A 13,423-nucleotide genomic window follows, 5' to 3' on the forward strand; every position below is an offset into this window, starting at 1 on the left:
ACGGACGGCTTTGGGCGGGCCCTTGGGCCCGTTTTTTTTCTTCAGTTTCTGGTCGCGGATGCACCGAGCAGGAAATCGGTGACCTCATCCGAGAACACATAGCGCCGTCCGCCGATGAGCACGCTGTCAGGGCTCTCGGGGTCGGGCTGTGCGGTCGGCATGCCGTGCTCGACCAGCGCTTCGGCGCAGCCGAGCCAGTCGCTTTCGCCTTCTGGCTCGTTGCACGAGGCCCAGGAAAGGCCGCCGCAGGCGTTGTCGCCGAAGCCGTGCCGCTCTTCCCAGCTGGCGCCGTGCTCCAGCAGGAAGCGCACGAGGCCCGCGTCGCCTCGGAACACGGCCTTGTTCAGCGCCGAGGCGTCCCAGTCGCCGCCGCGGGTGGCGATGGGCCAGCCTAGCTTGACCATCAGCTTCACCGCGTCGACGCAGCCCTGTGCGGCGAGTTCGGGCAGCAGGCGCAGTTGTGCATCGGAGAGCGAACCGACGATGCCGGGGTGCGTCGACTGGATGCCGCGGGCCGCGGCTTCGTCGCCTCGCGCGCAGGCAGCGGTGAAGGCTTCGTCCACCGGGATCGGGGTGCCGCCGCCGGCCTTCTGCAGGAGGCTGGCGACTTCGGGCAATCCGAAGCGCAGGGCGGCGGTGTAGGCGCTCGTGCCGTCTGATGTGGTGGCGAATGGATCGGCGCCTGCCGCCAGCAGCGCCTCGATGTGCGCGGGCGACCTACGACGGCGGATGGCCCACAGCAGCAGCGAACCCCAGTCGCTGGTGGGCGAGCCCATGGGCGGCTCGTTCGCGTTGCCGCCGTGCGCGAGCAGCAGGCGCAGGGTCTGCACGTCGTCGAGGTCGAGTACGCGGTAGAGCGCGTTCGTGCCCGCGACGCGTGCTCCGGCTTCGAGCAGCAGCTTTGTGCAGGCCGGGGTTTCAAGCGAGTGGTAGAGAGATTCGCCGTCGTTGGGATCGGCGCCCGCGTCCAGCAGCAGCCTGGTGAGCACAGCATCGCGGTTCTGGCCGGCGGCGCCGTAGAGCGCGGACAGGCGCTCGGTTTCGTCGGGCGCGGCAAGCGATGCCGGCGGCCAGCGGTTGCCTGCCGATTGATTCGGGTCCGCGCCTGCGTCGAGCAGCAGCTTCGCGCAGTTGCGCAGGCGTTCCTGGTAGTCCGGCAGCTGGAGCAGCCCGGAGTGGGCGACCGCGACCAGGGGCGGGAGCGAGAGCGAGCCCCCGGCGCGGTTCACCCAGCCCGGATCGCGCTCGATGGCCTGGCGGATCGGTGCCTCGTTGCCGATGGCACAGGCGAGGATGGGGTCGTCGCCCAACAGGCCGGGGCTTTCATCGAGCAGGCGCAGGGCCAGGGCAGGCCGTGCGCGATTCACGCCTCCGGCGATGTCGCCTGCATAGACGAGGCGCAGCCATTGCAGCACGGCCTTCGCCGGATCTTCCACCTGCGAGCGGCGCGCAAGAACGAAGCCCTGCAGGTCGGTCCACGAAACGAATCCGTACTCGCGCGCGATGCACGATTGTGCGTCGTGCAGGCGCAGGCCGAGGGCCGCGATGGCGGCGTCGCTCTTGCCGGCGGCGGCCGGCAGGGCCTCGCGGAAACGGGTGGTGGCGGTGGGGTCGTTGCTTCGGTAGAGAGCAAGCAGCTCCTTGGCTTGCTTCTTCAGGTGGCCCAGGTCGGGCCGGGCGGGCATGCGCTTCATTTGAACCTCCGTGCATCAGACGCCGATGACCCGCAAATCCGGCTGCACAAAAGGTGTTGTGGATCGGCAAATGAAGGCAAGTGGGTTCAACCCTTCCCGCGGGCCCGGGCGCGGCTTGCACCGCGGGCGGGATGTTAGGGCACGATGCGCGCGCCGGTCAACGGACAGACTGCGAGCGGCTACAGTGGCGCGCACATCCATCCTTCCGATATCCGACGCAAACCATGCTGCCCCGATTCATTCAGCGGCTCGCCGCACGCCTTGGTGGTTCGACCTCGACGCCCGACTCTCCGGCGGAAAACCAGCTCGCGGTGAAGCCGGGCGATTTGCTGACCCAACGCGACGGACAGGTCTGGCGGGCCGTCTGGATCCTCGAGGTCGACCCATGGCCCGATGGAACGGCGGCCGCCCATTGCCTGAGCTACAAGCCGATGGATGCCAAGCCCACGGCCGATTCCCTGAAACGGGCGGAGGTGTCGATATGGCATGCCCCCATCGACGCAGGCAGCTTCGGTGAGGAGGGCTGGGAGCTGATCGGCAACCGGCAGCCCACCGAAGAAGACCTGATCGGCTTTGTCGAGTACCTGAGGCTCACGGACTTTCCGCGCTACCTCGAGGTGACCGGAAAGGACAGCAAGGAGATCGTCCGCGAGGCCAACGCGCATTACCTGCGCGGGAACGAACTCTGCGAGCAGGGCAAGAAACAGGAGGGCATTGCCGAGTACGACGCGGCGGTGGAGCTGTTTCCGCTGTTCTTCGAAGCCATCGACAACCGGGCGTTCACCCACATGGAACTCGGGAATTTCCGTGAAGCGCTGAACGACTTCGAGCAGTCGCTGCGGGTGAACCCCGACGGGCCGGCTGCCTTCTTCTCAAAGGGCGAGTGCCTGATGCGGCTGGGCGAGCTGGCTGCCGCAGAGGCAATCTTCGCGGAGGGAGTGGGGCGGTTTCCCGAGAAGAAGGCGCTCTTCCAGGACTTCCTGAAGCGCGTGCGGGCGCAGCGCTCCGCGAAGAGGTAGCCGCGCGGTCAGCGCGGCGGCTGCGAACGCAGCTGCTCCCTGAGGATCCGCCGTATCTCCAGGATCGCCAGCGGGTTCTCCTGCACGCTGTGCGCTGACGGAATCACCAGCTCCGATGCCGCGCCGTCCAGGTGCGAGCTTGCGTACGGCACGATGCCGTCGCTCGACAGCGCCTGCGCCACGCCCGGCGTGTCGTTGCCGATGATCGAATGAAAACGCACGCGCGGATTCATCGGCAGCCCCGATGACAGCCGCACGAACGGATCGCGGTCGCTCAGGTTGTCGATGCTGTTGGGAATGCGCAGCGGCTCCTGGCCCTGCGTGCTGGGCGCGATGCGGATCAGTTCGCGCGAAATGTCGCTCAGCTGCCCCAGCATCGCCACCGGCAGCGTGATGAGGTTGGCCACCCAGCGCGAGACGCGGTTGTTGGCAAAGTCGGTGCCGCGATGCGGCGAGGCGATGAAGATCGCGTCGCTCACCTGCGGCAGCGGCTCGAAGCGCAGGTAGGGCGCGAGCTTTTCTTCCATGCGCTGCTGCTGCGCGCCCTGCATCGGGTAGCTGGCCAGCAGCGCCTCCCAGAGCTTGTCTTCCGACGACGACACCATCAGCCGCGACAGCACGCCGCCCATGCTGTGGCCGATCAGCGTGATGTTGTTCGAGGCCTCGGCCTTGCCCGTGGGGTCGAAGTGCGCAAGCGTCTGCGTGACGGCTTCGCGGATCGCGAAGTTGTTGATCGGCAGCGGTGCGTTGGTGGGGTAATACACCTGCCAGATCTGGTAGCGGCGGCGCAGCGTTTCGTCGCCGAGCACTTCGTTGGCCACGTTGATCCACGCCTCGGGGCTGCTCGCGAGGCCGTGCAGCATGATGACTGTGCGGCGGTTCGGGTCGTAGGGCTGCATCAGGTAGATGCGCGGCTGCGTGAGCCCGTCGCGGCCGCCGAACAGGCTGCGCAGGGCCTGCAGCGCGAAGTCGGAGCGCGCGAGCCACAGGCCATAGCCCGAGGTGAAGTTGGCGGCCAGTGGCACCTCCTGCCCGGCCAGCTGCACGTTGGCGGTGCGGTACGGGTCGTAGGCCGCAATGCGCAGCGTGTGGGTGCGCAGGATCTCGTCGAGATTGGCGCCGTCGAACAGCAGCAGCGCTGTGACGGCGGGGAAGGGCATCTCGCGGTAGGGCGGCCGGGGCGGGCGCTTGTCGTCGGCCGGGCCGGGCGTTGCCTCGTCGTCCGTGCGCTTGGCGTTTGCCGCCACCAGCTCCGCGCCGAAGCCGTCGCGCCGGTAGGTGTTGCGCAGGCCAGAGAAGGTCAGCGAGGCGGCGGGAATCAGTTCGTCCGGCAGCGGCGCGCTGGTGGGCAGGCGCAGTCCCGACACATCTGTTTCGATGCGCCAGTCGCCTACCTGCGGCACTTCCGGGGTCGGGTCCGATGGCGACCCGGTGCGCCGGTAGGTCTTGAAGAGGCCGGTGATGGCCTGCTGCACTGCGTAGTTGTAGTAGTCGCGAACCTGCGTCTGCCGGTCTTCGAAGGCGCGGTCGCGCGGCTTGCGGGCGGTGTAGAACAGGTAGGCGTAGGCATGGCGCGCGGTTTCGAGCCAGGCCTCGATGGCCGTGGTGGCCGATGAATCTGACTGCGCTGCGGTGCCGCCTTTGTCTGCCGCCAGCGCCACCTGCAGCCACACTTCCGACAGCGCGGACAGGCGCTGTTCGTCGCTCAGGCCCGATGAGTCGGCCAGCGCATTGCGGCAGGCCTGGCCGTCCTTGCGACACAGATCGGCGTCGGAGCCGATCACGCGCAGCACTTCCTGTGCGGAGGTGCTGAGCTCGCCGGTGGTGAGCACGTCGCCGCGGCGCTGCGCGAGGTATTCGGCCGGCGAGATCGAGCCGACCTTCACGCCCGCGCAACCGGCCAGCAGCACGGCAGAGCACAGAAGGCAAAGAAAGCGCATGCGCATCACGGCTTCGCCTTGGGTGCCTTGGAGTCCTCGAGGCCCGGCAGGCCTTGCCGGATCGCCTGCGAGAAGTTCACGCCCGGCGCCGCCTTGTCGGTGGCGATGGCACGGTCGGTGATGCGGCCCGCCGCGCGCAGCGCTTCCATGCTGTAGCCGGGCGTAAGGCCGCCCACGTCGTAGAGGTAGTCGGGCAGGTAGCCCGAGGCCAGCAACCGCCAGTCCATCGGCAGGCCGGGCACGATGCGCTTGGCCAATGCATACACGATGGTGGTGCAGTTGGCGGTGAGCGTGTTGTAGAAGCTGGCCTCGCGCACCAGCGCCGCGCTTTCGCCGAGGTAGGCCACGAACAGCGAGCGCATTTCCTGCTGCGGCAGGCGCACGCGGTACATGTAGACGTCTTCGCCACGCACGTTGGTACGCACGCGCATGATGTCGTGCTCGTCGGCCGCAACGAGGCTGGTCTCGAACTGCTTGAAGAAGCCGCCGACCGACGAGAAGCTTTCACCGCGCTCCTTGCGGATCTCGATGGAGAAGGTAACGAACTGCCCGTCATCGAAACCGAAGGACACCAGCGTGTGCGCGATGGCCGGGCCGCTCCAGTACGAGAGCGCCACGTCGACCGAGCGCAGGCGGTCGAGGTCGTAGCTGCGCGTTTCCCAGCGCTGGGTGTAGTCGGTGTCGCTGCGCCATTCGAAGTTGCGCACGTTGTCCATCGTCACGATGTTGCCGTCGACATGGGCGTGCAACTGGCGGGACACGTCATCGGCCCACAGGCGGTTCTGCGAGGGCAGGATAGTGCCCCACCAGCCCATCAGCAATGCGAAGCCAACCACGTAGGAGAGCAGGGCGCGCGCTGCCTTGCCGCGCCACAGCAGCGCGATGGCGGCAAGGCCGAAGCCGGCCCACAGCACGCCTGCGCCGATCTTCACGAAGGAAGGCCCAGGTAACTGATACCAAAGTGCCATGCAGGCCCACATCGCCGACAGCAATACGACTAGCGATGCCGCGAAGCGGCCGAGGAAGCGCAGGAACATTCAGGTCATCGGAGAGTGAGGCGCGATTATCTCCGCCCGACCCGGGCGCCCCGGGGCCTCTACAGCATGTACGTCACGAGCTTGAAGTCCGGGTCTTCGGGGAAGGGCTTCACGGTGAAGCCAAGCCTGCGCACCAGCTTCAGCATGTCGGGGTTGTTGGCCAGCACCAGCCCGTCGATCTCGGCCAGGCCCTTGTCGCGCGCCACGTCGATGATGCTTTCCATCAGCCGCGAGCCGATGCCCTTGCCGCTGAACTCGTCGGCCACCACCAGCGAGAACTCGCAGCTGGTCTGGTCGGGGTTGGTGATGTAGCGCGACACGCCCACGATGTGCTCGCTTTCGAGCACGGTGCCCTCGGGCGACACGCTGCGCTCCATCACCACCGCCACCAGCGCCATCTCGCGGTCGTAGTCGATCAGCGTGAAGCGCGACAGCATCGAGGGCGGCAGCTCGTGGAAGCGCGAGACAAAGCGGAACCAGCGGCTCTCGGGCGACAGGCCCTGCACCAGCGCCTGCAGCATCTGCGCGTCGTTGGGATGAACCGGCCGCACGATGTACGTGCCGCCACCGGGCAGCGGCCATTCACGCCGGTAGCGCGCGGGGTACGGCATGATGGCCAGGTGCTGGTAGCCGTTGACCGCATTGCTGACGTGGGCCGCCACCGCCTGCGTGGTGCTGCCGACCACGATGCGCGCGTCGACCGAAATGGCGCCCGACTCGTCCACGATGATGGGGTTGATGTCCATCTCGCGCAGCTCGGGCAGCTCGCACACCATTTCGGACACGCGCAGCAGCACGTCTTCGAGTGCTTCCATGTTCACTGCATGAGCGCCGCGCCATTCGCCCAGCGTCTCGGCCACGCGTGAGCGCTCGATGAGCCGGTGCGCAAGAAACTGGTTGAGCGGCGGCAGTTCCATGGCGCGGTCGTTCAGCAGCTCGATCATGGTGCCCCCCGCGCCGAAAACGATGACGGGGCCGAAAGGCTGGTCGGTGACCATGCCCACGTAGATCTCGCGCCCGCGCCGCGCGCGCACCATCTTCTGCACGGTCACGCCGTTGATGCGGGCCTCGGGCGCGAGGCGGGCAACGCGCTCCATCATCTCGACGTAGGTGTCGCGCGCGCTGGTGCCGTTCAGCACGTTGAGCGCCACGCCTTCCACGTCGGACTTGTGCGCGATGTCGGGCGAGTCGATCTTCAGCGCCACCGGAAAGCCCAGCTGCGTCGCGATCATCATGGCCTCGCTGGCGCTGCGTGCGAGCAGCGTGCGCGTGATCGGAATGTGGAAGGACGACAGCAGCGACTTCGATTCCATCTCGGTCAGCACATGGCGCCGTTCGGCCAGCACGCTTTCGATGATCAGGCGCGCGCCCTCGATGTCGGGCTTGGCCAGTGCCGACAGCGGCGGCGGCGTCTGCTGCAGCAACTGCTGGTTCTGATAGAAGGCCGCGATGTTGCCGAAGGCGCCCACCGCGGCTTCAGGCGTGCGAAAGCTCGGAATGGTCGCGTCGGCCAGTACCGAGCGCGCCTTGCCCACGGACGAGTCGCCCATCCAGCAGGCCAGCAGCGGCTTGTTCATCGGCCGGGGGATGTCGGCAAGCGCTTTCGCGGTGGCAGCTGCGTCGGCGCCGGCCTTGGGAGAGAAGATGGCGAGCACGCCGTCGACCTGGCTGTCGGCCGAGGCGGCATCGATGGCGGCGCGGTAGTGCGCGGGCAGGGCCTCTTCGGAAAGATCGATCAGGTCGTTCAACGATGCGAGCGGGGGCAGGGTGGGCTGCAGCAGCTTCTGCGCGGGCGCGGAAAGCTTGCCCAGGTGGAGGCCGATCTCGTTGATCCAGTCGGCCGCCAGCACGCCGGGCCCGCCGCCGTTGGTGACCACGGCCAGGCGCTTGCCCACCGGCCGGTAGCGCGAGGCCAGGCACTTGGCGGCAGAGAACAGCTCGACGAAGGAGCGGACCCGCACCGCGCCCGCGCGGCGCAGCGCGGCATCGAACACGTCGTCGCTGCCCACGATGGCGGCGCTGTGCGTCTGCGCGGCCTCGTTGCCCGCCGGCTTGCGCCCGGCCTTGAGCACCACCACCGGCTTGGCATGCGAGGCCGAGCGCAGCGCGCTCATGAAGCGCCGCGCATCGGCAATGCCTTCGAGGTACACGATGATGCTGTGCGTGGCCTGGTCGTTGGCCAGGAAGTCAAGCACCTGCGGAATGTCGACCGAGGTGTGCGGGCCCAGCGACACCACGCTCGAAAAGCCGACGCCGTTCTGGCGCGCCCAGTCGAGCATCGAGGCCGTGAGCGCGCCAGATTGCGCCACCAGCGCGAGCGGCCCCGGCTTGGCCAGCGGCCCGGCCACGCCGGCATTAAGGTGCAGCAGTGGGCGCTGGAAGCCCAGCGAATTCGGCCCCAGCAGGTGCACGCCTTCGCGGCGCGCGATCTTGCGCCACTGCGCCGCCTCGTCGGCGCCGATGCCACTCGAAAGAACCACCGCCGCCTTGCAGCCGATGCGCCCCGCGATTTCAAGCGCGGCCGCCACGTCGCGCGGCGCCAGCGCGATCAGCGCGAGGTCGGCATGGGTCTGGGCCAGTTCTTCGAGCGTGCCCTTGGTGCGCACGTCCAGAAAGCGCAGGGTGCCGTCGAAACGGTCGGCACGGAAGGCCTCGCGCAGCGTGCGGCCCGCAGGGGTCTGGCCGCCCGGGTCGTCGGCGTGGCCGACGAAGGCCACGATGGAGGCGGGTGCGAAAAGCGGGGTCAGGAAATGCTTGTCCATGCCCCCAAGTCTGCACCGTTCCGCACCGTTCGGGGGCAGTTGCGCAGGGTCTTGACCTAAGTCATGACGTGGTCAGCGCGCTTGGCTATATTCAAGGCTCCATGCAAAAACGTATTGGCGTGATCTTCGTCTCGCGACGAAATTCATTGCGTAGCATCCTGGCCGAAGCGTGCCTCGCGCACCTGGACCCGAAGCGGTTCTCGGTATCTTCCTGCGGTCAACCCGGGCACATTGCCCGTGAGTTCCATCCCGCGGCCGTTGCCGCATTGACGAGCGCCAGCATTCCCCCTCCCGAGCGGCCGCCGCGCAGCTGGGACGAGCTGGTGCGCGCGAATGCCTCCCCGGCGGACTTCGTCATCACGCTGGACGCGGCCAGCGCATCCCGCCAGCCGTCATGGCCCGGCCAGCCCGACGCGGCGCTGTGGGCCTACCCCGACATCGCCGGCGGCAACGACCTGGAGAAGACCGCGCACGACGCCGTCCAGATGCTGTTCTCGCTGCGCCGCCGGCTCGAACTGCTGGTGAGCCTGCCGATGCAGGGGGCGGACCGCTCGGCCGTTCGCTCCGATGTGCGGGACCTGGGATACATGCGTTAGCAGAGGCCCTGGCTCGAACGCCCCCGCGTTCGGCTCACTCCAGCGTGAAGCCGATCTTCAGCGTCACCTGCCAGTGCGCGACCTTGCCGTCCACCACGTGCCCGCGCGTCTCGGTGACGGTGAACCACTGGATGTTGCGCAGCGTCTCGTGCGCCTTGGCGATGGCGGTTTGCACGGCGTCTTCGATGCCGGTCGAGGAGGAGCCCGTCAGCTCCAGCGATTTGTAGACGTGGTTGGACATGGGGTCTGTCTCCTTCTGGGTTGATGGGCGATGGGCCCGGAAAACATCGTAGTCCTGTTGCGGGCGTCAGTGAACGAATCCGCCCTTGACGAAGCGCACGGGTTCGGCGTCCATGCGCGCGATGAGTGCGCCCAGACCGTCCGGCGCCAACGGCCGCGTGCCAGCCGATGCAGGCTGCTCGGTGCGGCACAGCAGGTCGTCGTCACTCCACGCGCCTTTGCCGGGTTCGCCGCGCGCGCGAAGCCAGCCGTCGCGGTCCACGATCAGCTGCGTGCCCGCGAGCTGCGAGGTCGCGGCGACCAGCGAGAAGGCGGCCCATGCGGCGGATGAAGCGGCGATGCAGTCACCGGCCTGCGATACGGCTGTGGTGGCATCTGGCGCAAGGAACACGGTGACGAGGCGCGGGTCGTCGAGCAGCGGCGGCACGCTCGCACCCGCAGCCACGATCCGCAAGCGCTGCCCGCGCCAACTGCTCAGACTGCGTGGCGGCTTGCCCTTGCATTGCACAGCCACATCGGGCGGAGCGACCGGCTGCGTCCACAGCCCGGCCGCACGCAGGCTTTCACCCGCGCCCTGCGCTTTCATGAAGTCGATCAGTGCCCAGGCGTCCGCGTCACGCAGTACACCGCCGAAGCCGGGCATCGTCGGGGCGCCGCGCCGGTCGCGCATGCCATTCATCACATGCCAGAGCACATCGCCGTCGGCGCGTCGCCACAGCAGCGGCCCGCCAAGATTGGGCGGCCACACGGGTTGTGAAGCTGCCAGCGGTCCTTGTCCACGCCCATCGGTGCCATGGCAGGCCACGCACTGCGCCGCATACAGCACGCGCCCGCGCTCGATGCTGTCTGCGGTGAAACCCGTGGGCGATGTCTGGAAGCTGGTCGGGTACGCGGGTACCAGCACCACGTTGGCTTCGGGCCAGGGCGCCAGCGCGACCAGCAACGCGGCCGCTGCAACGAGCCACACGCGGCGGCGACGCCAGAGCGCGGCGAGCAGCAGCGTCAGCACCGCCACCGCAAGCACGACCACTGTGAGCCCGAGCCGTCGCGCCTGGCCAGGATCGATCAGCAGGTTCTCGCCCGACAACCGCAGCGCCCACGGCCATGCCGGCTGGCCGTGCGCGTGCGAGACCAGCCCCAGCGCATCGAGCAGGCGCAACAGCTGCAGTTGCGCGCCCTGCAGCAGGCCGATCAGCAGGTTGAGCCAACCGGCCTCGGGCAAAACGCTCATGTCACCACGTGGCGTCGAGTCCCAGGTGCTTGAGCGCCTCGTGCCGCAGTTCGGCCAGCCGCGGGTCGCCGCGATGGCGCGGGTAAGGCAGATCGACCACCAGTTCCGCCGCAATGCGCGCCGGCCGGTCGCTCAGCACGATCACGCGGTTGGCCAGGAACAGCGCCTCTTCCACGTCGTGCGTGACCAGCAGCGCAGAGAAGCCGGCGCGTTGCCACAGGTTGACCAGCTCGCTCTGCATCGCGATGCGCGTGAGCGAATCGAGCTTGCCCAGCGGCTCGTCGAGCACCAGCAGCTGCGGGTCGTTGACCAGCGCGCGCGCCAGCGCCACGCGCTGCGCCATGCCGCCGGAGAGGTGATGAGGAAAGGCCTTCGCGAATTCGGTGAGGCCCACGAGCTTGAGCGCTTCGTCGACGCGGGCGCGCTGTTCCTTCAGCACGCCGCGTGCCTGCAGGCCCAGCGCCACGTTGTCCCACACGCTGCGCCATGGGTAGAGCGTCGGGTCCTGGAACACGACGATGCGCGACGGGTCGGGCCGCGTGATGGCTTCACCGTTCTGCGTGATGGTGCCGGCGGTTGCAGGCTCAAGGCCGGCCACCAGCCGCAGCAGGGTCGACTTGCCGCAACCGCTGGGCCCCAGCAGCGCGACGAACTCGCCGGGGCGCACCTGCAGGTCGACGCCGTCGAGCACCTGCAGCACGCCGCCGGACACCTCGAACCAGTGGCTGACGCCGCGGATGTCGATGTGCGCGCCGCCGGTGGTCTGGGTCGGCGCGGGCGCGCGAGGAAGCACTGCATTCACCACTTGACGGTTCCTTTCTGCCAGGACAGCACGCGGTCGCGCACCTTGAAGAGCAGCGTGATGAGGCCCGAGCACAGCGCGGCCATGACGAACAGCGCCGCGTACATGTTGGCGTATGCGGCCCAGCCCTGGGCCCACTGCAGATACCAGCCGAGCCCGGCCTTCACGCCCATCATCTCGGCCGTGATCAGCACCGAGAACGAGGCGCCAAGGCCCATGAACAGGCCGACGAACACCTGCGGCAGGGCGGCTGGAATCGCCACCCGCAACACCAGGAAGCGCTCCGAAGCACCCAGCGTGCGCGCCACGTCGTAGTAGCTCTTGTGCACCGAGGCCACGCCCGACCAGGTGAGCACCGCCACCGGGAAGAAGGTGGCCAGCCCCACGAGGAACACGGCGGCCGAATAGCTCGACGGCGCAAAGAAGAAGGCCAGCGGCAGCAGTGCCGACGCCGGCACCGGCCCCAGGAAGCGCAGCAGCGGATGCACCCAATACCCCGCGATGCGCGACCAGCCGATCGACACGCCCGTGACAAAGCCGATCAGCGCGCCCAGCACGAAACCATTGGCCAGCAGGCGCAGCGAATACGCGGTCGACAGGCCCAGGCGTTGCCAGTCCTCATGAACCACGTCGATCAGGCTCTGCGGCGGAGCGAAGAAAGGCGAAGGCAGCACGCCGAGCTTGGCGGTGCCGATCTCCCACAGCGCAAGCACCACGGCCAGCGCGACCAGCCATTGCCCGGCCGGCCGCAGCGTTCGCGCCAGCTTGCCCGCGCGGTGGCCCAGCAGCGAAATTGCGAAGAGCAGGGCGGCGACCACCAGCGTGGCAATGCCGAACTCGCGCGTGAAGGCCCAGTCGTTGAAGCCGACTTCCTTGTTCGGCCACAGCAGCGTGAGAAGGCCCAGCGCGACCCAGGCGGCTGCAGCGAGCAGGCCGGTGGGCCAGATGCCGGTGGGGGCGGGAGGGCGCAGCGCAACCGTCTGCGGGGTTTTCTGCCGCGGTGCGTGATGAGCGGGCGCATTGCCCTGCAACCCGAGCGGCGAGTCCAGAACCTGTTCAGCGGTGGTCATGCGAGAACGTCCAGCGACACGTGATTGGCGAAGCGCGCTACGTCAGTGCTTTTCTTCAGGATGCCGGCGTTGCGGAAGTCGGCGGCGAAAGCTTCCACCTCGTTGCGCAGCGCCTTGCCGGCCGGATGGTGCTTGTAGGTAAGCTCGGCCAGCAGCTTCTGCAGGTCTTCGAGCGGCACCTTGGGCGCGTATTTCGAATAGATCCTGGCGGCTTCGTTCGGGTTCTCCGACACGTAGTCGGAGGCCTGCGCGAGCGCGCGCACCACGGCGGCCGCGCGTGGCTTGTCGTTACGCGCCAGTTCGCCGCGAGCACCGACGATGCAGCACAGACGCTCGGCGTATTCGCCCTTGGCGCTGTTGGCGATCTCGGTGAAGACGCCGGGGTTGCGCTTCTCGATGAGAAACACGTTCGGGTCGCCGTCGGCAATCGCGTGGATCTCGCCCTTCTTCACGGCCACGTCGAGCAGGTCCGCGGGGTAGACGCGCCAGTCGACGTCCTTCTCGATGTCGATGCCTTTCTTCGCGAGATGAATGGCATAGAACTGCCTGGCCGGGCTGTTCTGGTCCGACACGCCGATGGTCTTGCCCTTGAGGCTGGCAAGGTCGGTCGTCACCCCCGAGGCCTTGGCCCCCACCAGCCGCAGGCAGCCGCCGTGCACGCTGCCCACCACCTTGACGTCGAAGCCCGCCTCCAGCGGCTTCACCCAGCGATGGATCAGGCCCACGCCCACGTCGGCCTTGGCGGTCGCCAGTGCCTCCAGCATCTGGTCGGACGAGCCCGCCCAGTTGAGCAGCTCGACGTCGAGCCCGTTCTTCTCGAAGAAACCCCGCTCCAGTGCCACCGGCACTGGGGCCAGGCAGAAGCCGGCCTGGCTCCAGGCGAAGGTGAGTTTGCGTGGCTGCGAGCGTGCCACGGTGGCGAGCAGGGCACCGGAGCCCACGATGGCTGCCGCCGCCCCGGCCTGCAGCACGCTGCGGCGCGAAGGCGGTAAGTGATCGAGAGGAACGGTCATCGCAAGCTTCTCCACCGAA

At 68.1% G+C, this 13,423-nt stretch carries 11 protein-coding genes; 2 read left to right on the forward strand and 9 right to left on the reverse strand.

From position 1 onward, the window contains the following. Positions 1-41: 41 nt before the first annotated feature. On the reverse strand, positions 42-1,694 hold the full coding sequence (locus tag ACN9MV_RS15900) for an ankyrin repeat domain-containing protein (protein WP_426393073.1): 1,653 nt from the start codon (positions 1,692-1,694) through the stop codon (positions 42-44). A gap of 224 nt (positions 1,695-1,918) precedes the next feature. Between ACN9MV_RS15900 and ACN9MV_RS15905 the strand changes: the two genes are divergently transcribed. Beyond that, positions 1,919-2,713 (forward strand): tetratricopeptide repeat protein, encoded by a 795-nt coding sequence (locus tag ACN9MV_RS15905; RefSeq protein WP_426393075.1) that lies wholly within the window; start codon positions 1,919-1,921, stop codon positions 2,711-2,713. A gap of 8 nt (positions 2,714-2,721) precedes the next feature. Here ACN9MV_RS15905 and ACN9MV_RS15910 read toward each other — a convergent pair whose 3' ends face one another. Genes ACN9MV_RS15910 through ACN9MV_RS15920 form a run of 3 tightly spaced genes read right to left on the reverse strand, consistent with a single transcriptional unit; the run spans position 2,722 to position 8,452 of the window. Beyond that, on the reverse strand, positions 2,722-4,659 hold the full coding sequence (locus ACN9MV_RS15910; protein WP_426393077.1) for an esterase/lipase family protein: 1,938 nt from the start codon (positions 4,657-4,659) through the stop codon (positions 2,722-2,724). Beyond that, entirely contained in the window at positions 4,659-5,690 is a 1,032-nt protein-coding gene (locus ACN9MV_RS15915; RefSeq protein WP_093173748.1) for a DUF4105 domain-containing protein, read from the reverse strand. The genes ACN9MV_RS15910 and ACN9MV_RS15915 overlap by 1 nt, the downstream gene beginning before the upstream one ends. 59 nt (positions 5,691-5,749) lie before the next feature. Continuing rightward, a complete protein-coding gene (locus tag ACN9MV_RS15920) occupies positions 5,750-8,452 on the reverse strand; it encodes a GNAT family N-acetyltransferase (RefSeq protein WP_426393079.1) in 2,703 nt (900 codons plus the stop codon). A 101-nt stretch (positions 8,453-8,553) separates the two neighbouring features. On the opposite strand from ACN9MV_RS15920, the gene ACN9MV_RS15925 reads away from it, so the two are divergent. Continuing rightward, the gene (locus ACN9MV_RS15925) at positions 8,554-9,048 is read left to right on the forward strand and encodes a low molecular weight phosphatase family protein (protein ID WP_097199325.1); all 495 of its coding nucleotides are present in this window, start codon (positions 8,554-8,556) and stop codon (positions 9,046-9,048) included. 34 nt (positions 9,049-9,082) lie between these two features. Here ACN9MV_RS15925 and ACN9MV_RS15930 read toward each other — a convergent pair whose 3' ends face one another. The 5 genes from ACN9MV_RS15930 to ACN9MV_RS15950 all read right to left on the reverse strand — a co-directional run bounded on the left by ACN9MV_RS15930 (position 9,083) and on the right by ACN9MV_RS15950 (position 13,404). Next, positions 9,083-9,289 carry a dodecin gene (locus ACN9MV_RS15930; protein ID WP_093058332.1) on the reverse strand — a complete coding sequence of 69 codons (207 nt, stop codon included), beginning with the start codon at positions 9,287-9,289 and terminating at the stop codon, positions 9,083-9,085. A 66-nt stretch (positions 9,290-9,355) separates the two neighbouring features. Further along, positions 9,356-10,519 (reverse strand): c-type cytochrome, encoded by a 1,164-nt coding sequence (locus tag ACN9MV_RS15935; protein WP_426393081.1) that lies wholly within the window; start codon positions 10,517-10,519, stop codon positions 9,356-9,358. A gap of 1 nt (position 10,520) precedes the next feature. Further along, the gene (locus tag ACN9MV_RS15940) at positions 10,521-11,324 is read right to left on the reverse strand and encodes an ABC transporter ATP-binding protein (RefSeq protein WP_426393083.1); all 804 of its coding nucleotides are present in this window, start codon (positions 11,322-11,324) and stop codon (positions 10,521-10,523) included. Next, a complete protein-coding gene (locus ACN9MV_RS15945) occupies positions 11,318-12,391 on the reverse strand; it encodes an ABC transporter permease (protein ID WP_093058335.1) in 1,074 nt (357 codons plus the stop codon). The genes ACN9MV_RS15940 and ACN9MV_RS15945 overlap by 7 nt, the downstream gene beginning before the upstream one ends. Beyond that, positions 12,388-13,404: an ABC transporter substrate-binding protein gene (locus tag ACN9MV_RS15950; protein WP_426393085.1), complete on the reverse strand. Its 1,017-nt coding sequence runs from the start codon at positions 13,402-13,404 to the stop codon at positions 12,388-12,390. The genes ACN9MV_RS15945 and ACN9MV_RS15950 overlap by 4 nt, the downstream gene beginning before the upstream one ends. Between the last annotated feature and the right edge of the window lie 19 nt (positions 13,405-13,423).

It is taken from the genome of Variovorax sp. R-27, from assembly GCF_049913215.1.
Taxonomy (GTDB): domain Bacteria; phylum Pseudomonadota; class Gammaproteobacteria; order Burkholderiales; family Burkholderiaceae_C; genus Variovorax.